Raw genomic sequence first — 25,337 nt, 5'->3', positions numbered from 1 at the left:
TCAAAATTATGCATATACTATTTATTCTGCAAAACTTACTACTAGCATGACTGATGCATAGAAGCTTAGAAATAGTTGTATTTTACGAAAACGTTAGAGATAATTTTTAAAATAACATTTAATTTACATTAAAAAACCTACAAAACAAATACAGGATACTATTAAAATTGTTTTAAAAAAAAATCTAAATAAAAAATATTTTTAAAAGTAAATTCTGACCAATGAAATGTAAACGATTACATTTTTACTTTTTGAACTTAAAAAATGAATAAAAAAACCGCTAACCTTCAATGGCAGCGGGCGTTATATTAAAAAACTTTTGTTTAATTTCTATTTAGAAAATCACGAGTTTATTATGGGTCTATTTATTTGGATTCCATCCTTTAAAAACGGAGTCTCTATCGTATCTTGTAATCTCAGTTTTATTCAATTGATGCGACCAAGAAACACGTTGAGACAACTCTTTGGCACTCGAAACTTTACTTCCAAATTCTGCATAATAAGCAGTTTTATCTTTATCAGGAAATCGAGTATCAATCCAAGCATTCCAACCTTCTGGAATAATGTGCGAACCTAAATCAGTATTAATGAAAACAGTTTGTGCATAAGGTCTCCATGGTCTTCCCAAAAACACTTTATCTACAGATTTGTCTTTTGCAGTAAGCTTACAATCAACAAAAACAAAACCGTAAGCTTGCCCCTGCGGAGTTGAAGCCGCTGTAATATAGGAATTCACTAAACTTTCGATGGTACATTTATAAAAATAAGCTGTTGCCGCTCCGAAGATAAAATCGGTTGTTCCGTTTATGAAACAGTTTTCAAAATAAGTACGGGTATTTCCTTCTGATAAATAAAGCGTGTCCTGATTTCCTAAAAGATTACAGTTTTTCACAACAACTCTGTCACTTTTAATATGCAATGCTACCGCCTGTCCTACTCTTCCTGCCGTATTTTCGACAGTTAGATTTTCAAGTATACAATCGTTTCCCTTAATTAAAAAAGAATAAGATGTAGAAGTTCCAAATTCTTTTTTACCAGATGCATCCACTTCTCTTAATGGTTTTCCCGAATAATCATCAAATGAAATAATGGTTTTATTTCGGTCAAGACCTTTTAAAGTAATGAATGGTTTTGAAGCTGGAATTTCCAATTTTTCAACATATTTTCCAGGCTTAATCGTAATTACAACACGTTTTTCTGAATTGTCTTTGACATTATTTACTGCTTCCTGAATGGTTTTAAAATCTCCAGAACCATCTTGAGCAACGGTTAATGTCAATTTATTATCTAGTGTTTGGGCTGATATTGAAAGTGTTATTAGAAATAAAAACAGAATATGTTTCATAGTATTTAATGTTAGGATTTTTAGACAAAGTTTATCTGTAGAGACGCACCACAGTTCGTCTACGCCATGTATATCAAACATTGTGGCTACGTTACGTTAGACGCACTGCGGTGCGTCTCTACGAAAAAATAGGAATCTATATATAATTTTAATGCGACATCCAAACCGTCATTTCTCCTTTTCCTTTATTTCCCCATGCAAAATACGGAATCAATTTTACTTGTACAGCCGTTGCATCTTTAGAAGAAAGTGGTTTGTACAACGTTTTATTCCAAGAATTATTCGAATTTATAACGGCTTCCGCATCAATGCTTACTAAGTTTCTATTGTTCAATGTGAAATTGTTGGTCGCAAAATTTGATTTCAAATTCAAAGCCACATCATTTACGCTTATTTTCGCAGGAAGTTGGTCTGATTCTAAGCAATATACCAAAGGTCCTCTTTTTACAGCAACCTGATTTTTAACTTCTTCCACCAACGGATTAGCTTCCATTAATTCAACTGGCATCGGGAGATTCAATTCAATTACATCTCCTTTTTTCCATTTTTGGTTTAATTTCAGATAAGCTCCAGAAACGATTTTATCAGTAATTTTTGAATTATTAACTGAAATCGAAGCATTCTGACTCCAACCTGGAATTCTTAAAAAGAAATTTTGTAAATCTTTTGGGGCTTTTACAATTTTCAAGGTTATTTTTCCGTCCCAAGGATAATTGGTTTGCTGTTCGATTTCGATTTCTTCTCCATTTAAATATTTTGTTTTCAATTGATTACTTCCGTATAAATTGACATACAAGCCTTCTTTCGAAATATTGTACGCATAATTTCCAACTTCGGCAATTGTTCTCGTTACGTTTGGAGCGCAGCAATTTGATAAGGCGATATAACCTTCACGCTCATTTCCCCAACGCTGATGAAATGGTAAATCATTAGAAACATTCAGCGGATTATTATACAGGAATTTTTCTCCTTCTAAATCCATTCCCGAAAGCACACTATTATACAATGCCAATTCCACAATATCAGCATATTTGGCATCTCCAGTAATTTGAAGCATTCTCCAGTTCCATAACACATTTCCAATATTAGCGCAGGTTTCAGTATGAGCCGTTGCATTCGGTAATTGAAAAGGTCTTCCATAAGCCTGATGAATTTTCTGAACTACAGTTGGATCATACGAAGTTCCGTCTGGAGAAACGCCGTCATATAAAGAACCGCAACCTCCAGTAATGTACATTTTACGATACGTTACATCATCCCAAATCGATTCTAAATTATCCAATAATTTCTTTTCTCCAGTTTCGGCATACAAATCGGCTACTCCAGCGTAAAGATAATTTGCTCTTACGGCGTGACCCATTGCGGTTGTCTGCTGTCTAAACGGAATTCTGTCCTGATTATCATCAGTTCCGTCATTTGTGGTTCCGCGAATATCTATAAGATTATTGGCTAATTCCAGATATTTCGGATTTTTAGTCGTTCTGTACATTTCGACAATTCCCATATAATGAGACGGACAAATCGCATTTCGAGCCAACTCTGGCGAAGCTTTTTTATAGAAATCATACAAGAAATCGGCAACACCTTTGGCTATATTTAGGAAATTTGTTTTTCCTGTCGCACGATAATGAATACAGGCTGCAGTCATTAAATGTCCCATATTGTATTTCTCAAAACCCAATTGTTTTTTTACTTCTTCCGGGCCTAAGGTTCCCCAGCGTTCGTCTATTAAAACAGGCGTGTGAATATAACCGTCTTTACGCTGTACTTTCGCGAAAAGCGCAATGGCTTTATCCATTTCTGCATCTAGTTTTTTATCTTTTGTTACGGCATAAGTCGCAGCCATTCCTTCAAAAATCTTGTAGAAATCGCCATCATGAAACGACGGTCCTTTGAAAGTTCCTTTGCTTAAACCTGCAGCAATTTCGAAATTTTTATAGGCATGCGAAGTTTCATTATGATACAAATCCCACATGTAAGGCAAAGTATTTTTGGTTTCTACATCAAATTGTTCTTTCCAGAAACCTTTTGTCCATTTTACATCTTGCAAGCCAACACTCTGCAGTTTTGAATATGGACTTTCTGAATTCGCAACCAAACCTTTGTTCTGCGCAAACACTCCAGTGCTAACAAAAAACAAGCTTAAGGAAACATTTAATATTTTTTTCATTCTTTTATCATTTTGAACCATATAAGAAATATAAGTTCATTTAAACTAAACTTTCTTGAACTTGAACCATACAAGTATTAAGTCAATCTTATAATTTTCTTATATCACTTATATGGTTTAATAATTTACTTAACAAAGAAATTAATCGTTCTGCTCATTGAATCTCCGTCTGCATCTTTTACCGTTAGGACGAAAGAAGCAAATCCTTTTTCAACAGTTGTAAACTGAATTTCTTTTCCTTTTAAAACCACTTTTCCATTTTTAAGCTCTGAGAAAGTATACACAGGTTTCTTTTCATAACCTTTGAAATAATCTGCAGCACTTAAAATCTTTTTCTCCCCAGAATTTACAAAATAATGAGGCTGAGCCAACCAGTCTAAATAATTATCCAACTGTGTAAATCCATCTTTATCAGTATCTTGATTTGCATCTGAGAAATCTCCAACAGGTGAGTTTTCGTTTAAACCAAATGCTTTTTCCCACCAGTTTGGTAATCCGTCATGATCTGTATCCCAGTCTGCTGGACGAGTTTCTGATACAAAGTTTGGCCATCCACCCGCATCTTGTTCGTTATCAATCATACCGCCCAAACCGCTTTTACTTCCTTTGTAAGTGAAAGTTCCTTTTAGAGTTTCACCAATAATTCGGTTATCGTGCTTATCAAAAAACGGTTGATTAGCGCCAACATCGGAAAGTACATTTTTATAAGCCGCTTTCGCTGATTGCGTTTCTACATAAGAAGGAAAAAATGGTTTGTCAACAAAAGTTTCATACTCTACCTTCTCTTTATTTGTGGTAGTAAATTTTCTTCCTTTATCCTGAGATTTTTCATCAAAATAACCTGGCATAACATTTCCATCAAAATAATAGCGCTGCATACCTTTTCCAACGCCTTCATGCTGTGCATTCAGCGCTACAAAAATTGCAGTTGAAGCACCTGGTTTATAGTAATTATTTACAAAATTGACTTCGTTTGCACCGCCGTCTGTTGCTCTTTTCCCCCAATTGTACACCACATTATTTGTAATATCCAATCTTCCAGTGTAGAATCCGTCACCGCTTAAACCACCGCCAATACTCCAGTTACGTCCGTAATTGTGAGCTAATAAGTTATGATGAAAACTTCCAATATCACCGCCAATTGTAGCTGCATAGCCGTGCATTTTACCAGCTTCATATTTACCATGTCCCGCAACATTTAAAGCTTCAGAAATTAAAGTTCGCTGTAATGTAATATGATGCGCTCCTCGTGAACTAAACGACTCATCAATTGTCCAGCTTATAGAGCAGTGATCGATAATACTATAATCTGCACCCGTTAATCCCATTCCGTCGAATGTTCTGCCTCCACCGATACGCACTTTTAAAAATCTCATAACACCATCATTTCCAGTCAAGCCTATTGGAGCTCTGCTAATGGTAATTCCTTCACCAGGAGCAGTTTGTCCTGCAATAGTGATATAGGGCTGATTTGCCACTAATCTAGATTCCAGTTTTATATTTCCAGAAACAGTAAAAACAATCGTTCTCGGTCCAATTTCCTGATTAATCGCATCACGGAAACTTCCAGGTCCATCGTCATTTAAGTTCGTTACTTCAATTACTTTACCGCCACGACCTCCAACTGCATAACGTCCATAGCCTTCTGCTCCCAGAAACGCCAATTGTGCAGGTTTAAAAGACCACACATTCCCTTGAGTTGCTTCACCTTTATTATCCAATTCATCTACTCTCCAATAATAAGTGGTACCGCTGTATAAATCTGAAACTGTAAAATTTTTATCAATCAATTTTCCTTTGAATTCTTTTGAAGATTCTGTTGCATTTTCTACAGCATTTTTGTCTTCACCAAAATACAAATTATGCGCTGCAACACTATTTGGAGCATCCCATTTTAAAATTAAAGTTTTAGTTACTTCAACATGTTCGTCTCTGTTTTTTGGTTCTGGAGTACGGGCCTGATTCATCAAGTTTGGCGTATCAATTTCAAAACCATTAATAACAATTTGTTTTACAATATCAGGATTATTTGTTGAGTCAATTTCAAAACGAACAATTACATCTTTGCCTTTTTCGGCAGTAAAAGTAATATACGCCATTGCTGCATCTACTTTTGCATTTGCTCTCTGACTCGCATTTACCGTTTCCTGAAGTTTTCCATTTACATAGATTTTTATCGGAGAAAAAGTTTTCCCTGTAATCACATCAAAGGCATTATGAAAAGTCAAAAGAGTATGCTTTCCTGCTTTTAATCCGCTAATTTTCAATTCTAAATTTTCAGCTGTAACCAGACCGTCACTCCCCAATTTGTTATAATGTGGAGCACTCATTCCTACTTTATACCATTTTGATGTAAAGTTTCCTTTTAATTTAAATGACACATTATTAAATGATTTTTCGGCTTCTTTTCCTTCATTAATTACCCACGAATCATAACTTGGGTCATGAACTTCTTCTAGTCTTCTTTGAAAAAAGTCAAAGTCCACTTTTACGACTTGTTTATCAGTATTTGCAACTGATTGTGCTTGTCCATTTGTGGTCAAAAGCATGGACAAAACAACACCACATAATAATTTCTTTATCATTTTAATTAGCAATAGTTAGTTTAATTTCGTTTTCTCTGCTTCAGATTTTCCTAACAGATTTATAATGTCTTTTTTTCTTTCTTCTGGAATTACTTTTAAAACCTTCAATTCTCCATTCAGAAGTTCGGCTTCAATTGTAGTATTTTGTTTGGCGTGTAATTTAAAATGAACATTCCATTCTTTTGGCCAAGCTGGAAAAAGATAAATTTTCCCCTCTGCTTCCTGTAAAAGCATTTCTTGCATTCCAATCATTCCCGATCCGCCCCAATTATGATCTGGAACCCAGTCAAATCCTGGTCCCCAAAAAGCTGGAAAACGTCTTTCTGAATTCGCCATTTTTAACGTATTATATTTCATCGCTTCTTCGGTTAAGCCCAAACGAGCAGAGAAAATATTATCCTGTTTCCATCCAATATGACTTCTAAATTTTAAAGCATCAGGATCGTATTTCCAGGTATTTAAAGCCGATTCTAAATCTGGTTTTCCAACGCCGTAAATTCCCCACGGATAAACGGGATACAATTGCGGAACTTCAGAATTATTAATTCTTTCCCATGTTTTGGCAGGAAGCAAAACTTTATGATTTTCAATCTGTCCAAAGTTTAAAGGCGGAATTCTCGTTTGAAATGCTTTTAAATATTCAACGTCTTCTTTTGACAACTGATTTCCTGAAAGGTTTAAAAGGTTTTCTGTAATAACTTGCAAAGCCGAAATTGTACTGCTGGCATTATTTGCCATTTTATAAGTTTCCGCTCCTGAACCTGGAAAAAGAATTAATTTTCCGTTTCCATCTAAAGCTTTTCTTCCTCGTTGTTTTGCTAAGTATTGATAATGTTCATCGAAAAAACGAAGACAGCTGATGATGAATTGATTGTATTTTTGAATGTCTTCTCCAGCATATTCTTTCTGCTGCAGCATCATTTGGCAAAATTCCAAAACCGTATCCCATTCGTATTCCAGCCAAGCATTGTATTCCATTCCTGGATCGTAATCTGCAGGACGTTTCCATTCGTATTCAGCTGGATTTGGGAGTCCAAAATTTTCTAATTGTTCTGTAAATGATGCACCATTATGATTCCAATATACTTTGCTTCTTAATTCAGCATTTTTTTGAAGACTTACGTAATAATCTAATTGCGATTTCATCATATCAAAATCACCGCTTTTTACCATCGGAAAATAAACCAATCGTTGGTTTTGAGCCGTCATGGTTCCGCCTCCCCAATTTCTGAAATCGGGCGTAAAATTCAGATCTTTATTGGTGTAAACAGGATCAACTGTAAAAAGTCCGCCGTTAAATTTTGTTGGATATTTTCCGTACGCATTGCATCCCAGCATGTATCGAAACAATTGATAATTCTGCCCGATTTGATACACCGAATCTTTCTCAATCGATTGATTTTTTTGAGTGAAAATAAAACTGCGATTCCAGAAATTATTCCACCATTTTTGAGTGTTTTTTTCGGCTTGTTTTGAAGTGTTTTTATTGGATGAAATAAAACTTTTTAATCCATAATCCCAAGTAGAAAAATCGGATTGACTGTTGTTTAAAAAAATTTCTAATGAATGCTTTTTTAAAGGTTTTACACTTGATAAACTAAAACCTTTAAAATCTGTCGACTGATATTTTCCTAAATATGTTCCATCAGGTTTTAAATTATCGCCTTTCATGAATCCACCAAAAGTTAAATTCGCAATTGGATTCAGCATTTGGTCTTTAACCGATTCCATTTTCTGCTGTTTTACGGCTACATCAAAAACGGTATTTTCTCTATTTCTGTGATAAAATTTGACACCATTATTTTCAAATGAAATAGAATCTTTATATGTAATAAGTTCTCCCTGAGGTGCCCATTTATAAGAATTAGCGTTGTTTTCTTTTCCTTTTGGATAACGGTTTTGATAACGCCAACTTTCATAAGAAGCTGTCATTTTCAACGGATTTTTACTTTCTAAATCAACATGAATAATTGGTTTAAAAACATCCACCCAAAGTTTAATCTTAGTATCATTTTGGCCAACTAAAACATATCCGTCTTTCAGTTTTAACTCCTGACGAAAACCTGTTGTCCCTTCAAACGGATTTGGTGTTAAAGTCACCTTTACACGTCCTAATTTCAATAAAGTATTATGTTCATCGAAAGTGCCGCTTCGTGAAAAATAGAAATACAAATCTCCTTTCTCTACCCAGACATTCATACCAATATCACCGCCACCCAAAGGCATGGATTCTGATGAATTGTTGCTTTGCGCTGTCCAGATTTGATTGTAATTATCGAGCGCAGGAATTTGCGCTTTGAGGCAAAGCGTCGTGAAGAGAAGTATTACTAGTATGATATTTTTCATCGTTTTCTTTCCTGCAAGGTTTAAACCTTGTACGTATATTTTTTGCTCTCTTGCAGATTTAGCTGATTAAGCAGATTTATTCTCATTTTTTGTCATTTCGACTGAAAGGAGAAATCACACGAGAAACTCCGCACAGAATGTCTTCAATCTTTGTCGATTTACGCGTGTGATCCCTCGTCCCTCGGGATGACAAACTAGACGTCAAACTCATAACTCATAACTCATAATTAACAATTAACAATTACCACTCATCCGTCCTAAACGAAGAAACTGGCAATCCGCCCGCACTAAACAATTCCGCTTTTGCGAAATCTTTCCATAAATAGCGAACTGCAACTGGATTTTTTACTTTATCCGAAGTCAGAACTACTGATTTTCTTCTTACAACCGTTTTTGCTGGATAAAAAACTTTGTCTGCTCCTGCAATTTCAAAACCTAAAACTTCTTTATCATAAGACGTAATTCCGTTGGCAACATCATCAAAAGAAACGGTTACTGAACCTTCTTTTATTTCCATCGATTTATATTTCGGACTTTCGAATTCAAAACCTTCAATTCCGTACGTTCTTGCCAAAGCTTGAAAAGCCAATCGGTTTCCTCCTTTTTCTTTGTCCATTGGATGAATGTTGTTTTCTTCTCCAACATCCATTAAAACCGCCATTGCTGAGTTTGGAATTTCCTTTGAAGCCTTAAACTGCGCTTCTCTCAAATAAGCTGAATTGTATTTTTCCTGATAATCTTTTGGATGAAATGAGGCGTAATTAAATGGTGCGATCTGAGCAAAATAAAAAGGAAAATCTCCCTGATTCCACAACATTCTCCAACTGCTTACCATTTTCTTCATTAAAGCATTATATTCAGAAGCTCTTTCATAATTCGATTCTCCCTGATACCAGATACATCCCTTAATTCCGTAACCAATTACAGGCGAAAGCATTCCGTTAAATAAAGTCGTCGGAACACGGTTTGGATCTTTTGCCAATTCTTCTTTTGTGGTCGGGATTTTAGCACTTGCAAAATCTTTCAGCATTTCCTTGTTCATCCACGCTTCCATGCTAGAACCTCCGTATGAAACATGAATCAATCCAACAGGAACATTTAAAACTTCCTGCAATATCGAACCAAAATACCAAGCCGTTGCACTAAAATTGGATGTTGATTTTGGAGATGCTTCTTCCCATTTTCCTTCAAAATCCTGCAAAGGTTCTAAAACCGTAGCACGCGGAATGGTGATTAATCGAATGTTTTTATTAGTTGATCTTACGATGATTTCGTTTCCGTTTTTAACAGGTTGTCCTTGAAATCCTTTCAAAGGCATTTCCATATTGGATTGTCCTGAACAGAGCCAAACTTCTCCCAACAAAACATTTTTGATGGTTACTTTTTCGTTTCCTTCTGAAACTTCAATCGTGTATGGGCCACCAAATGAAACCGTTTTTAATTCTGTTTTCCATTTACCTGAAGCGTCTGCTTTTACCTTGTAAATTTTAGAATCCCAAGAAGTTTTGATTACAATGTTGGCGTTCTTTTCTGCCCAGCCCCAAATGGGTGCATTGGATTTTTGCTGCAACATCATATTGTCGGTAAACAATGCTGGTAATTTGATTTTTGCATTGATTTGAAGACTCGCTAAAATCGTTAATAATGCAATAATTGTTTTTTTCATTTTTTTATTTTTTTTTTGCCACAGATTAGAGGATTAAAAAGGATTATTAATTTTAGTTATGTCAGGCTGAGCGAAGTCGAAGCCCGATTCCAATTGAAGCGCCCTTCGACTTCGCTCAGGGTGACAATCCAAATAATCATTTTAATCTGTGGCTAAATTTTTATTTATTTTTCTCTTTCAAAATCATAACCGGCCCAAATAATCCCGCTTTCAACAAAGGTTCTCCTTCTAAACGAAACGGCGCTGTTGTCCACGTTAATCTTTCTTCTTTTGGCAATTTTTGATCGCCAATTAATCTATTTGCCCACGTATTTGTAACTTTTATTTCTATCGTGTTTTTCCCTTTTTGTAAAGCTTTTGAAATATCAGTTTTGAAAGGGAAAGTCCAAAGCGTTCCGCAATCTTTTCCGTTGATTTTGATTTCGGCGATATTGGCGATTTCACCTAAATCCAACCAGATTTTCTCTGAAGTTTTTCCTTTCCAAATAAACTCTTTTTTATAGCTGATAGTTCCTGAATAATACTTAATCTGATCATTTTCAGAAGTACTCCAGTCAAAAAGTTTATTTGTTTTTACCACTTCTTTTGGACCTTTAAAAGCAGGATCAAATTGTAATTCCCAGTTTTCATCTAAAGTCTGCACTTTTTCAAATTCAGATGATTTTCCTTTTGCTAAAACTTCATTGGTTTCCTCTTTAAAAATCACAAAACCAGATTCGTTTGCATCTAAAGTTATTGATACAATTGTTCTTCCGTTTTCTATTTTCCAATTGGCTAAAGCCGAAGTTTTATCATTTACGGGATTGTACCAAACTGGAATTTTTCCAGCTATTCTGAAAGAAGCATCGAAAGTTCTTCTTTCTCCTTTTTGATTGGAAATGAAATAAATATCTTCCGTATCCGATTTACGATGTGCCCAAGCCAATGTTTGTGAATCAGCTCGGTTTAAATTTGGAAAATAAACGTCTTGTGTGATTCCGATGGAAGTAAAATCATTTCCTAAATATGGCAGTTTTACAACCGTACCTTTTCCGATTTTCCATGAAGACGAGTTGGCGCTATTCCAAATTTCATCAATTACATTCTGCCATTTCTTTTGATCTACTTCTGAATTAATTCCTGGCTGAAGGTTCGGTTTTTCATCCACAAAAATCGTTGCGCCGTCGTTTAGTAATTGCAATATTTTTTCGGCGGAAGCCAAAGATAAAATCTTATTCGGTGCCATTTTGTGACTTCCTGGGAAGAATAAAGCACCGTATTCAATTCCGCCATCAAACGAAATTTTTCCGTTTACTACTTTCGCTCTATTAATTAAAACATCTGCATTGAAAGAATCGTATTGATACCCATTTAGCGGATTAATCCATTGCGATAAATCGGTAATATTTTTAGAATAGGTCACTTCTTTTGGCATTTTTGCCGTTGACTGACCTTCATTTTCTAAACGGATTTTCTCGCTTTGCAATCTTGCTGCACCAAACACATTCGGAATAAAAGGTACTAATCGATCTGGAACAAAAGAACGGGAAGGAAAATCTTCGCCAATAAAAACCGCCAAGTCAATTACTGGTTTTCCTTTTTGCAACTGAAACTGTACTCTTTGACAATAATCAAACCACGCTTTTCCGGATTTCCACCAAGTTTGGTCTCGTTGGAAAAAAGTTCCGATATCGTCTAAAGTCATTCCCGGTTTTCTATCTGTCCAAGGATTATGGACAAAAACGTGATAGAATAAACGGTTGATTCCTAAAGCGTAATTGCGATCTGCCGTTGTTTTTAAGTTTCCGGGATGCTCGTCCCAATCCATTCGTAAAGCGGTGAAAGATTCTGCTTGAATAATATCTTTTCCGTAAATATGACCACCCGAAATGGCATCGACCATATCAAAAGGTTTGTCGTGTGTTGGGCTTTTTAGCCAAAATTCACCACCTGGATAATCGACATATTTATAATGCAGCAAAGCATCACTCATCATGGTTGGCGCGACATTTTCTGAACTTAACTTAACGTTATATTCTTTTGCAATTTGAGCGACAGTTCCGTAGAAATTATCGGCTACTAAATCGGCAATTGTTTTTCTAACATCGTATAAAACTTTCTCTGAAAAATCGGCATTTTCTATCGGAATTCCCGCCATAACTGGAAGATAATCTACAAGATCGTAGCCACGTCTCTTTTTAAATTCCGCTTGAAAAACCGAAGACCAGTTTTGGCTTCCGCATTCCCAACTGTCAAAATGCAGAATTTCCAGAACTTTTGAAGCCAATTCAGGGCCAGCAGAACGAACAGCTTCTCCAAACCAATGATCCAACTGAAAACGAATTAATTCTGGATTAAATTTATCAACTTCCAATCCTTTTCCTGCTCCTCCAGTGGCATTTTCATGTCCTGTCGAAGTATGCCCCATTCGGATTATTTTCCATTTCCCTTTTGGTGCTTTCCAATTCAAGTTTCCATCAGCATTAACAAAACTCGAAATATTGATAATTTCTGATTTTTTAAATGCATCAGAATTTGGAATTTCTTTGTCGGTAGTCTGCGGAGTCAAACGCCAGATTGCTCCAGATTTTCCCTCGTAATTATTTATTAATGACTGATTCGAAAGGGTTATTTTACTCACTTTCAGATTCTGTTTCCACTTCGCAAAATCCAAATCTTCTGCTCCGGGTTCTGTACCTTTTGGGTCATACACAAATCTGAAATATTTTGCTGTAACTGGCGTAATGGTATGTGTATTGGGAAAATCCATATCCTGCCAGCCGTGACGTGGCGCGATCATTCTTTCGTGGAATCTAAAATTGATTCCGTCATCACTCACTTCTACAATCAGACGCTGTGCCTGAAAATCTCTTCCTTTGGTTTCAATTACGATGGATCTGCAGGTAAAAGGCTGTGCAAATTCATACTGAATCCAGCCTGCATCGGCAAACTTGAAGTTTTCGTCTTTTTTAGGATTAGCCAAAAAAGATGCATCTGTGTTGTTTGATGTCGTTACTTTTGGCAGTTGCATTTGCGAAGTAATTTGATATTCTTTTATCGGAATAGCAAAAGTTGCAATTTCTTTATAATAATCTTTATAATGTTCTGGAACTGGCAATTTTAGCGCTATTTTCTTTCCTCCTAAAATTTCAGTCGTAGACCAGACTATTTTCTGCATCGACATTTCTGGGGTAATCCAAGGCCCACCTGCAACGGCAAATCCGTCAGCTCCATGAAAAGCCAGTTTCAAACCTAAACGATCTGCTTCCTTAAAAGCCCAATGAATCATATCCCAAAATTCAGGAGTCAACTGTAAAACTGGCGGATCTAGCAACGGCGGATTTGCTGGTCCTTTTATGGTCATTAAATAAGCTCCCTCAATTCCAGCTTGTTTCATCGCTTCTAAATCTGCTGTAATTCCGGGTTTAGAATACGCCGATTTCATCCAATACCAATACACCCAAGGTCTTGAGGATTCTGGTGTTGGCTGAAAAGATTCTTTTTTATGGATTTCCTGTGCAGAGACGAAGCTCGCCAAAAGGAGGATAAAAAAGAGGTGTTTTTTTTGAAACATTATTATTATTTTTTTTACCATATAAGTGATATAAGATAATTTAAGTTTGCTTAAATAGCTTTTGTTTTGTTATTCTTACATGTACTATTTTTTAAAATAAAACTTACGAATTCATGTTGAAGCTAACACTTGAATTATCTTATATCACTTATATGGTTAATTTTTTAAAATTTAATATTTAAATTTCTTCAAACTACTTTCTAATTCATTCTTCGAACCACTAAAAGGCGTCAAATAAAAACTGTACTCATAATCTCCAGATTTAATCTGATATTGTTCCAATGGCTGTGCAACAATCGTCCAGCTGTCATTTCCTCCCACTCCCATTTGGATTAAATCGATGTTTACAGTTAAGAATCCAGGATCTTTCAAATCATACGTGTGTCCTGCAGCACTCAGATTTTCCTGTGTATACGGCCATGCACTCATACTTAAAAGTTTGGTATCGTTTACAACTAAAAATCCGTTGTTTTTCTGTGGAGTACTTAATGCCATCCATCTCACATCACATCTGTTTCCGTTTTCTTGCGGTTTTGGATAATGTTCGATAAAATCATTAATTGGAAGTGAATATTTCCCAACAAACGAACCAAAACTTCTGTCGCTGTAATTTTCTAACTCTCCTTTTCCATACCATGAAATCTGGTCGAATTTTCTTTGAACACCCATCTGCATTCCGATTTTTGGAATGTTCGGTAATTTATTTGATGCTTTTAAACTGTAATCTACTTTTATTAATCCGTTTGGTAAAATATTATAGATTACTTTTACGCTCGCACTATCTTTTATAACTTCATAATCACTTGTTATTTTAATTTCCGAAGCTGATTTGTCAATTGAAATGTTAACCAATTTTGGTTTTGCTTTGTACCATTGTTTCAACAGCTTTTGCGATTTCCAACCACGTTTATCATTGTCTGTAAGCGGTCTTACAAAGTTTGGTAATAGCGGTGCAAAAACTTGTTCTTCTCCGTTAAAAATATAAGAACTCAAAGCTCCGTTTGCTTTTCCAATCGTAATATCAAAAGTTTTTCCTTTGATTTTGAAATCTGAATCTGATTCAGAAACGTTTAAATTTTCTTTCTTAGATTCTGGAGAAATCACTTCTTTCTTTTTCAATACAAACTGATCTTCCGCGACAGCGTAACCTTTTGAAGCCCATAATTCATCCTTTGAAAGCTGGAATTCTATATTTAAAATATATTCGGCATCAGCTTTCATTTTTGGAAGATAAGAACTGATATCTAAGGTTGTTGATTGTCCTGCTTCTACTTTTAATGGTTTTAAAATCTGAGTTTTGATTACGTTTCCGTTTTCCAACACTTTTAAAACCGGAATATAACCTTCTAATGATTTAACCGACTGACGATTTTTAATTTCTAATTGACTTCCGTTTAAAGTCGAAATCGCTGGCTGATATACCCATTTGTTTTCAAAAATCGAACCTTTTGGTTTTCCGTTAGAATCTACAATTCCTTTTGTATTGAAATTTCCATCATGGTATTTCTCGCCAAAATCTCCTCCGTGCGCAAAATAATTCTGACCAGACCTGGAATCAAATTTCACGATTCCCTGATCTTTAAATTCCCAGATACAACCTCCGATAACTCTTGGAAGCGAACGGAATTCATCCCATAATTCTTTTAAATTTCCAACTGAATTCCCCATTGCATGAGAATATTCAACAAAAATAATCGGGCGAGTATCTTTCTTTTGATCGACTAAAAATTTCGGTGTGAAAACACCCGGATAAAAACGGCTAACCATATCAACATACGAATCATCCTGCGGATTTTCGAATCGATAAGCGTGATCAATTGTTTTTGGATATCCAGGATCAAGCGGATCGATATATCCGTCTAATTTTGCATTTCCCTGTGCTGGTTCGTAATGGACTGGACGTGTAATATCGAAATCGTGAACCCAACCAGACATTGCCGAATGATTTGGCCCTTTTCCTCCTTCGTTTCCTAAACTCCACATGACAACCGATGGATGGTTTTTATCTCTTTCGACCATTCTGATCATTCGTTCCATATAAGCATTTGTCCAAAGTGGATCGTTACTTAATTTCCCGCCAATTCCATGTGTTTCCTGATTCGCTTCGTCCATAACCATAATTCCGTATTGATCGCACAATTCGTAGAAATAAGGATCGTTTGGATAATGGCTTGTACGTATAAAATTGAAATTGAACTTTTTAATCGTGGTAATATCTTGTTTGATATCTTCTCTCGTAACCGCTTTTCCTCTTGTTGGATGATGATCGTGACGGTTTACGCCATATACATAAGTTTCTTTTCCGTTAATGAGCATTTTTCCATTTTCTTTCGAAAATTCGATCGAACGGAAACCTACTTTGCAACTTTTTGCTTCTGTAACATTGCCGTTTTTATCTTTTATAGAAATGACCATCGTATATAAATTCGGTTCTTCTGAACTCCATTTCTTAGGATTTTTGATATTTTCCTGAAAGAATCCGAAACGAACATTATCCAATCGAGGATAACTTTCATTGATTAAATCGATCACAGGTCTTTGAAGCGGTTCTTTGAAAATCGCCGTATTATTGGCATCGTACAATTGAACATTCATTGTGTAATCTTTGACTTTTTCACCTGTCAGATTTTCAACTTTTGGACGCAATTTGAAAATCGCATCTGTATATTGTTTGTCTAATTTCGTTTGAACAAAGAAATCCTGAATACGCAATTTTGGCTCAGCCATAATGAAAACTTCACGTTGGATTCCGCTCATACGCCAATGATCCTGATCTTCTAAATAAGAACCATCCGTCCAACGAATTACACGAACAGAAACTACATTTTCTCCCGCTTTTAAATAAGGTGTAATATCAAATTCTGATGGCAGAAAACTGTCTTCTCCATAACCTAAAAATTCTCCGTTTAACCAAACCTCAAAACCTGAACTTACAGCTCCAAAATGTAAAGTCACGGTCATATTTTTCCAGTTTTCAGGAACAGTGAAACTTCTCTGGTAAGAACCAACTCCGTTATAATCTTTAGGAATATAAGGTGGATTTATTGGTCTAAACGGATAAACAGCACTTTTGTAAATTGGATTGTCATAACCTTTCATTTCCCAATTTGATGGTACTTCGATTTTATCCCAGCCTGAAACGGTATTTTTATAAAAATCTTTCGAAGCTTCTTTCTGATTTACAGCATATTTAAAATCCCAATCGCCATTTAACATTTGGATTCTGCTTTTGGTTCTGTCGCCTTTTAAAGCGTCTTCTACACTTGCGTAAGAATAAGCTGTTGCTCTTGATGGTTGTCTGTTGATGCTTGTAACTGTTGGATCTTCCCACGGAGCGAATTCGTACTTTTTATGCAATTCTGGAATTCCTGCTGGCTCTCCTGTTACGGATTGGGCGTGCGTATAAGATGTAAATAGTAAAATTACAGTCAAAAAGTCGAAAGCTGAAAGTCGAAAGTTGAAAAATTGCTGAATATGATTGGTTTTAAACATTATTTTATTTTTAGTTTTTTTGTCATTTCGAGGAACGAGAAATCTTCGCGCGATATTCTACAAAGATTGGTAACCATCCTGTGCGGAGCTACTTGTGGAGATTTCTCCTTCGTCGAAATGACAAAACTGGGTCTTTATTTATTTTGTGTAATTAAACCTGACAGATTTTAAAAACCTATCAGGTTTAAAACGTACTGTATCTTAATTCTTTGTACTTTGTACTTTGTACTTAATTCTTCTTCTTTTTCTCAGGCGGTGCCACAAAATTCAATTTGCTTTTTCCCAAATCTTTAGAAGTTGCAATGGCAATTCCTCTTTGTTCTGCTTTGTTAACGGCACAATAAAAATGATAGACTACACCATCATGCTTTACCACAAATGATTTATGCGCAAACATATCATCGTAAGGTTCAGAGGATTTAACTAAATCTTCGCCTTTCCAGTCGGTCCAGTTTACTAAATCATTGGAAACTGCAAAACGGTTAAATGCACCCTGATTCCAACCCGTCCAAAAAGCTCCAAAATAGAACATTACCCAAGTATCATTAATTCGCTGAATATAAGCATCTCCCGAGATTCCTTTATGATGATTGATTAATGGTTTATCGCCATAACGCTTCCATGTTTTCATATCGTTTGATACTGCCATCGCAATGCGTTCTGCACCTTTAGCCGGATTTATACTATCGCCACGGGCGTTATAATACATGATGAAATTATGTCCTGTCAATTTATCTTTATCCCGAATCACACTGTTTTTGTACATCGTACTATTGTCCCACCATTTGGCGTCTTTATCTTTTGGTGTTAAAACTGGATTCTCTAATCTTTGGAATTCGTGTGGTTTTGTTGGCGCTTCTTTGGTGTATGCCATTCCGATTGACAAAACTCCAGCTTCATAACCTTTACTGTCTCCGCCAAAATAACTCATCCAGTATTTGTCATCGTATTTCTCCCATTCGTAGCTTCCGCCCCAAGTTGGATCTTGTAACGAAATATATCCAGCTTTTTGGTTCACATCCCAATGTTTTTCATTTTCTGAGAAAGACATTACTTTTCCTAGATATTTCCAATCTAAAAGGTTGTCACTTTCTGCTAACCAGGTTTCATATCCTCTTCCGTCATAAATTAAATACGTCATGTACCATTTGCCGTCTTTTCTAAATACACTCGGGCAATCCATTTTGTATGAGTTGTCGGTAGGAACCATTACCAAACCGTATTTATAAGGCGTTTTGATTTCTTCGTAAATCTCCTGCATTACGCTGTCGGTGATTTCTCTTTTCTTGTATTTGGTAGCACAGCTTGTTATGGCAAGTGCTGAAATGGTTAGGATTAGGTATTTAATTTTCATTTTTATGTTTTTTTTTGCCACTAAGGCGCTAAGGCACTAAGTTTTTTTTTCACGCAGATTTTAGCAGATTTAAGCAGATTATTAAGTGATTTTTATCTGCGTCAATCAGCTAAAATCTGTAAAATCTGCGTGAAATTATTTTTTCAATTCTTTTAAACGAGAACCCATAACGTCTCTGTTCAATTTTACTCTTACCATTCCTGTTGGATGAAATCTTCTTTTCAAATCGATAGCATTATACACGATTGTGTAAACGTCATTTCCTTCTGGGATTAAACACAAAGGCGTTCTCATAATGTCCCACCATTTATCAACTTTAGTTTCTATTGGTAAATAATGTGCTTCTGCCCAATTAACTCCGTCTGCTGATAACGAATACGCAATCATATTTGGTAAATGATGCCCCCAGCCATCTGGACCTCCATCGAAAATAGCGATATACATTCCGTTTGGTAGTTGACTTACAATTGGATTTTCTACAAATAACGGATGCATGGTTTTAATTGGCTCCAGACCTTTGTTCATTCTTAACCAAGGACCTTCTAAACTTTTGGATTCGGCTAAAGCTACAAACCAGCCTTTTCCTGATTTCTTCGGATAATCTGCCCATGAATTAAACGGATACGCACCACTGTAAAATCCGAAGTATTTATCGCCTACTTGATACGGAAAAAACGAAGCTACTCCCTGACGTCCTTCCCAAGGTTGAGAATCTAATCCAGGTTCCATGATGATTCCCATATCTTTATAAGGCCCACCAATTCCGTTGATTCCTTCAACAGTCGACTCGCAACGCCAGATTCTTCCAAAAGAGTGATTCGGTTCTATTTCTTTACTTACGGTATAAGCCAAATAATAGCCGTACCATTTGTTTGCCTTTTCATTAAAAACAGGCATATACGACCAAATGGCAGCACGACGATCATTCATTGGATTATCATCTTCGGTTACTGCGTAAGTTCCGCTAGCTTGATAGATTGTAGATTCTCTTTTCCAATGAATGGCATCTTTACTTGTCCAATGTCCAATTTTTGTTTTTACACGATCGTAATAGTAATCAACACCTTTTTCTCCTGCTCTTTCTGTTGGAAACATATGATAGATATCGCCGACTTTTACCACACGTCCGCCTTCAAAACCGCCTTGAATTCCTTCTGTTCCAGACATTCCTTCATCTATAACGGGTTTACTTTCTCCTCCGATAACTTCGAAAAGCGGTTTTTCATCTGAAAATCCTTCAACAATAAAGGTTGGATTCCAAAGTTTTCCGTCTGGTAATTTAACATCTCTTGCATTCAATTGCTGGTCGCTTTTCAAAACTCCCAAAACAGCAAATAATCCTTTTTGATTTGGTAAAATAGTGTGAGTTCCTTTTCCGTAAGGAATTGCATAAACACTTACTGGCGGTAAACCTGTAATCGTAACTCCATTTACAAGAATCTCATTACTATTGCCAACTTGATTGGGTTGAAGATATTCAGCATTTTTATCCTGAAAAACACCAACCATAACAGTTACTGGTTCCTTAAATTTTAACTGTAATGGAGCATTAGTTCCGTTTTTATATTTATCTAAAGGAAGTTCAATTCCAGTTAAATCTTGCAATTCTGGAGCTAAACGAACAATATTGTGTTTGCTTCCTGAGAATATATGAGCGTATTGGGTGGTTTTGAAAGTTTTGTAATTGGATTTTACGATTTCAAATGATGCTGGTTTCCATGTCGTTTGTGCTGTGGCTTGGATGCAGGTTACAAACAGCATTAGGAAAGCGGTTTTTAATTTGAAGTTGTGTATTTTATTTTTTGAAAACATTGTTTTTTTATTTTTATTGACTCTGAATTTCTTCAATCTTGTCATTTCGAGGAACGAGAAATCTTCGCGAGAAACTCTACAAAGATTGGCGACATTCGGTGCGGAGCTACTTACGAAGATTTCTCCTTACGTCGAAATGACAAACTGTACGTGATAATTTTTGTGGTTACGAGTGGGATTTGCTTCGCCTATTCGCTATCGCTCGGGTCTCCTTCGTCGGAATGACAAACTAGACGTTATAAACTAGCAGCTAATTACTAATCACTAATCACTAATCACTAATTACTCATAACTCATAAAGCCTTATAACTCACTTTATACTCCACATTCGGTTTTACAATCAATTGATATTTATTCTTTGCTAATTCTGTAATCGTTCCCGAACTTGTTTTTGGTCTAGATGAACTTTCAAAAATCAATTTTCCTTCTCCTTCGCCTGCTTTTACTTTGATTTCTTTGGTATTGCAATACACAGCAACTTCTCCGTTTGGTGTGGGCACTTTTCCTTCCATCCATTTTAAGCCTCCTAAATTGGGTTTGATTTCGTATTCTGAATACCCCGGAGCAGTTGGTTTTACACCCAAATAATATTTTCCTAATAAATAAATCGGACTTGCACCCCAAGCGTGGCAAAGGCTTTTTCCGTAAGGACGACCGTACATCGTTAAATGTTCTGTTCCTTTTTTGGTTGGATTATATTCTTCCCAGAAAGATGTTGCGCCTTCATTCAGCATTCCGCCCCAATAATCTTTCATTTCTTTTAAAACATAATCCTGTTCGCCCATTGCGCACAATGCTTCTAACTCATAAAAACGCATATATGGCGTTGTGATTTGAAGCACATCTTTATTAAGCAACACTTTATTTTTTACACTTTGTTTCTGTTCTTCAGTAAAATAATTGAAGAATATACCGAACATATTAGCGTATCTCGTTACAATATTTTGCATTTTACCGTCGATGCGCTGGTGTTTCATAACGTTTTCTTTTTTATCCCAAAACACATCGAATAATTTGGTTTTTAAATCATCTCCTAATTTTTGATATTGTTTTTGGTCTTCAGTTTTACCCGCAATTTCAGCACTTACAGCCATAGCTTCTAAACTTCTTGCTAACAGCATTTGTTCAAAACTGACTTCGCCTGTTTTTGGAAGTCCGTCTGCCCAGTCAATAAAAACCCAATCGCCTTCTAATGGTTCCAGGAATCCGTTTTTGTTTCTTCTTTCTAAACAGAAATCCATAAGCGATTTCATTCTTGGATAAAAAGTCTTGATGAATTTTGTATCGCCCGTATGCAAGTAGTAATCGTAAACACCTACAAACCAATACAAAGAATAATCCATGATGATATTTACGTGAGCTGTAACAGGATCTTTTCCACGAAGAGCCAACAGCGTTCTTTCCACTGAAGCCGAATCAAAGAATAAATAATAATTCATTAAATAACTTTGATAAGCATCGCCAGACCAAACCCAGCGGTCACGTTTAATTCCGTCTATAAAAAATTCACGAGAGGTTAAATGCATCGTGTAAGCCGACACATCCCAAATTTTATTCAATTGTTCATCCGAAGATTTGAATGCACCACGATAATCTAATGGTAAATATTCATACAACATCGAAATAGAATCATATTTTACACCTGCATCTGCTTGAACTTGAACATAACGAAATGCTTTCGATCCATCATGTGTGTAGGTTTCAGATTGTTTTCCATCAAAAGATAAATGATCTAAGGTTTCGCATTTGGCAGAATCCAACGCTTCTTCACGAGATTCACCGTAATAAAGTGCTAGTTTGCCTTTTCCTTTTAAACCATGAATTTTAATGTAACCGAAAGTTTCTTTACCAAAATCTACTAACTGACCAGTCCCTATTTTTTCAGTTTTCTTTGCGCTTAAAGGTTTCGTTGTCAATTTAAATTCTGAAGGCTTATTTTCCGGCGAATTAAAATTCCAAGAACCAACAGGAACCCAAGGCGTACCGGATTGCTGTGCTTTTCCAGTTTCATCGATCCAAAGTTTATCTTCATTAGTTACTTTCCAAGAAGCATCAGATTTAACATAATTACCAGCAATATAAATAGCTGGCAATACTTCCTGATTATAAACTTTAAAGGAAATTTTGTGTTTTCCAGAAGGAATTTTTATTGATTTTGGCTGTCCGTAAATTTGAACGCCATCTAAAAGTAATTGAAAAGGTCCTTCTGAGAAGATTTTAACTTCATCTGGCTTTGGAATATCTACTTCGGTTTGAAAAGTGACCAAAGCATAAGGACTGTAATATTGCCAAAGTGGCGGAAATACTGCTTCACGTTCTGTACGTCTTACTTGCATTTTATTGCTTAACCAAACTTCAAAATCGCCTGGATACCAGATCCATGTCGCTTCTTTTGGTTTTTCCTGTGCTGATGACAGCGAACAAGAAAAAAGAGCAACAAAAAGAAGTAAAATTTTAAAAATGGAAAATCGGTTTAGCATAGTAAGTTTATTTTGGGACTAAAGATAAGTGTTATCTTTACATTTCACAACCTGCACTATCCTGCTATTTCATAAAAAATAATACTTTTTGATAATTTTTTAAGGTAAAAATTATCAGGTATCACTTTTTTAGTACTAAAAAAAATGATGTTATAATTTTATGGGACGCTGATGAGATGGACTCTAAATATTTAAGTATTTTTTGTCATTTCGACTGAAAGGAGAAATAACACGCGGGATTCCGCCACGTTGTCGCCAATCTTTGTAGAATTACTAGTGTGATTTCTCCTTTCAGTCGAAATGACAATGATTGTGGTTATTTTTGTGTAAATTATAATCTAAGCAATCATCCTTTCAGATTCATTTTCATCTTCTAAAATATAATTAGAAGGCGTTTTTCCCAAATGCTTTTTAAACATATAAATGAAAGCGCTTGTAGTTTCATAACCTAAATTAAAAGCAATTTCTTTAATGGATTGCTTTTCTCCTAAACGTTTTATTGCTTCTAACAGTTTTAATCTTGTACGCCAGTCGCTGAAATTCATTCCCAATTCTTTAATAAATAACCGGGATAAAGTTCTGGTACTCATAAAAGAAAGCTCAGCGTAATATTCTATTGTGTTTTTGCTTGAAACGTCATTCATTAAAAGCTCAACAACTTTTTGAAGTCTTTCGTGATTGGTTGTTGGTAAGAAAGTGGCACTTGGCTCGATTAAAGCTAATTCATCCAAAAAAACGTCACTAATTCTTTTTTGCGATGGCGTAAGATTTCCTTCAACTCCAAAAGAAATGATTTTAAAAACCAACTGTTTTAAAAACATCGGTATATCAAATGAAAAACTGCTTGTTGGTAAACCTTCCATTGCAGAAGGATCGATAAAAACACTATAGTAATTAACGTCTTTTTGAAAAGTAACCTGATGCTCTACTCCGCCCGGAAGCCACAAGCCCTGCAACGGATTCACGACCCAAATGTGATTACCAACCACAACATTCATAACGCCACGAGTTGCATAGATTAGCTGACCTCTTGGATGCGAGTGCGAAATACACATTTCGTTGGTTACCATTTCGGTATAACCAATAACTGGGATTGAGGAATCTACTTGGTATCCAAAATCCGTAGCCATTCTATATGTCCGATATTGACTATTCATTGTCCAAATATAGCAATTCTGACATTGGTATTCTTTTAATCTTTGCAAAAAATAATACAGCTGTTGTTTTTTAACCTAATTTAAAAATCAAAAAATATATCATGGACACTATTAAAGCAAATCCTGAAATAGTAAAGAAAACCACTTATTCGATCTTATTTATTATTAGTTTTTCTCATTTAATTAATGATCTTTTACAGGCGATTGTTCCTTCAATTTACCCACTTATAAAAGATAACTTCGGATTAAGCTTTACACAAATCGGAATCATAACTTTTACTTATCAAATCGTCGCTTCAATTCTGCAGCCATTTGTAGGAATGTATACAGATAAAAACTCTAAACCGTATTCGTTAATTATCGGAATGTGTTTTACAATGGTTGGATTATTTCTTGTATCTATCGCGTCTAGCTTTGCTTTCCTATTAATGTCGGTAAGTTTAATAGGAATTGGTTCTTCCATTTTCCATCCAGAATCTTCACGTGTAGCACATTTAGCTTCGGGCGGAAAAAAAGGTTTGGCACAGTCTATTTTTCAATTGGGAGGAAATGCTGGAAGTGCTATCGGACCATTATTAGCAGCGTTTATTATCATTCCGCATGGACAAAGTTATGTAGCTTGGTTTTGCATTATTGCATTAGTTGGAATTTTCGCTTTGTATAAAATTGCAATTTGGTACACCGCTCATATGTCTGAAAGAAACGCTAATAAATCGGCGTATAAAATTGAAACGCATCATTTATCTAAAAACAGAGTAATCGTTTCTTTAGTTGTTTTATTGATTCTGATTTTTTCTAAATTCTTTTATATGAGCAGTATTACGAGTTATTATACTTTCTTTTTAATTGATAAATTCCATATTTCAGTTCAACAATCACAAATTTATTTATTCTTGTTCTCTGGTGCTGTTGCGGCTGGAACCTTAATCGGAGGTCCAATTGGCGATTATTTTGGAAGAAAATATGTAATCTGGATATCTATTTTAGGCGTTGCTCCATTTACCTTATTGTTGCCTTATGTTTCTTTATTTTGGGTTGGAACTTTATCTGTAATTATCGGATTGATTATTTCTTCGGCTTTTTCTGCAATTTTAGTTTATGCAACCGAATTAATGCCTGGAAAGGTTGGTTTAGTAGCAGGTCTTTTCTTCGGATTTGCTTTTGGAATGGGCGGGCTTGGTTCTGCTGTTCTAGGAAAAATTGCCGACGCTACAAGTATAGAATATGTATTCAAAATTTGTGCTTTTTTACCTTTAATTGGGGTTATTACTGGATTTTTGCCTAATATCGAAGGGAGAAAAAAGAGTTAATTTTTAATCTCGTAATCCCGATAGTCATCGGGAGCTAAGGCGCAAAGTTTTATTTTAAAAATTAAGT

The 25,337-nt window shown here is 35.6% G+C and carries 12 protein-coding genes; 1 reads left to right on the top strand and 11 read right to left on the bottom strand.

Annotation, left to right across the window (positions count from 1 at the left end; genetic code table 11):
• Positions 1-361 precede the first annotated feature (361 nt).
• The 11 genes from LL966_RS04420 to LL966_RS04370 all read right to left on the bottom strand — a co-directional run bounded on the left by LL966_RS04420 (position 362) and on the right by LL966_RS04370 (position 23,933).
• Positions 362-1,345 (bottom strand): pectinesterase family protein, encoded by a 984-nt coding sequence (locus tag LL966_RS04420; protein ID WP_229350580.1) that lies wholly within the window; start codon positions 1,343-1,345, stop codon positions 362-364.
• A gap of 148 nt (positions 1,346-1,493) precedes the next feature.
• Positions 1,494-3,515: an aceric acid hydrolase gene (locus LL966_RS04415; RefSeq protein ID WP_229350578.1), complete on the bottom strand. Its 2,022-nt coding sequence runs from the start codon at positions 3,513-3,515 to the stop codon at positions 1,494-1,496.
• 125 nt (positions 3,516-3,640) lie between these two features.
• Positions 3,641-6,100: a pectate lyase family protein gene (locus LL966_RS04410; RefSeq protein WP_229350576.1), complete on the bottom strand. Its 2,460-nt coding sequence runs from the start codon at positions 6,098-6,100 to the stop codon at positions 3,641-3,643.
• A gap of 15 nt (positions 6,101-6,115) precedes the next feature.
• On the bottom strand, positions 6,116-8,446 hold the full coding sequence (locus LL966_RS04405; RefSeq protein ID WP_229350575.1) for a DUF5703 domain-containing protein: 2,331 nt from the start codon (positions 8,444-8,446) through the stop codon (positions 6,116-6,118).
• Between the two features lie 241 nt (positions 8,447-8,687).
• On the bottom strand, positions 8,688-10,112 hold the full coding sequence (locus LL966_RS04400) for a sialate O-acetylesterase (protein ID WP_229350573.1): 1,425 nt from the start codon (positions 10,110-10,112) through the stop codon (positions 8,688-8,690).
• 160 nt (positions 10,113-10,272) lie between these two features.
• Positions 10,273-13,665 (bottom strand): glycosyl hydrolase, encoded by a 3,393-nt coding sequence (locus tag LL966_RS04395; protein WP_229350570.1) that lies wholly within the window; start codon positions 13,663-13,665, stop codon positions 10,273-10,275.
• Between the two features lie 171 nt (positions 13,666-13,836).
• Positions 13,837-17,157 carry a glycoside hydrolase family 2 TIM barrel-domain containing protein gene (locus tag LL966_RS04390; RefSeq protein WP_229350568.1) on the bottom strand — a complete coding sequence of 1,107 codons (3,321 nt, stop codon included), beginning with the start codon at positions 17,155-17,157 and terminating at the stop codon, positions 13,837-13,839.
• 229 nt (positions 17,158-17,386) lie between these two features.
• Complete coding sequence (locus LL966_RS04385; RefSeq protein ID WP_229350566.1) at positions 17,387-18,511, bottom strand: glycoside hydrolase family protein; 1,125 nt, start codon at positions 18,509-18,511, stop codon at positions 17,387-17,389.
• A 135-nt stretch (positions 18,512-18,646) separates the two neighbouring features.
• Entirely contained in the window at positions 18,647-20,323 is a 1,677-nt protein-coding gene (locus LL966_RS04380; RefSeq protein WP_229350564.1) for a glycoside hydrolase family protein, read from the bottom strand.
• Between the two features lie 293 nt (positions 20,324-20,616).
• Positions 20,617-22,803, bottom strand: a complete 2,187-nt coding sequence (locus LL966_RS04375; protein ID WP_229350562.1) for an alpha-L-rhamnosidase-related protein — start codon at positions 22,801-22,803, stop codon at positions 20,617-20,619.
• Positions 22,804-23,141: 338 nt separating this feature from the next.
• Positions 23,142-23,933 (bottom strand): AraC family transcriptional regulator, encoded by a 792-nt coding sequence (locus LL966_RS04370; protein ID WP_229350560.1) that lies wholly within the window; start codon positions 23,931-23,933, stop codon positions 23,142-23,144.
• Between the two features lie 128 nt (positions 23,934-24,061).
• On the opposite strand from LL966_RS04370, the gene LL966_RS04365 reads away from it, so the two are divergent.
• Positions 24,062-25,270: an MFS transporter gene (locus LL966_RS04365; protein WP_229350557.1), complete on the top strand. Its 1,209-nt coding sequence runs from the start codon at positions 24,062-24,064 to the stop codon at positions 25,268-25,270.
• Positions 25,271-25,337 lie beyond the last annotated feature (67 nt).

Source organism: Flavobacterium chungbukense (assembly GCF_020805785.1).
GTDB classification, from domain to species: Bacteria; Bacteroidota; Bacteroidia; order Flavobacteriales; family Flavobacteriaceae; genus Flavobacterium; species Flavobacterium chungbukense.
Note: the sequence above shows the minus strand (reverse complement) of the source record. Positions and strands in the feature narration are given on the sequence as shown.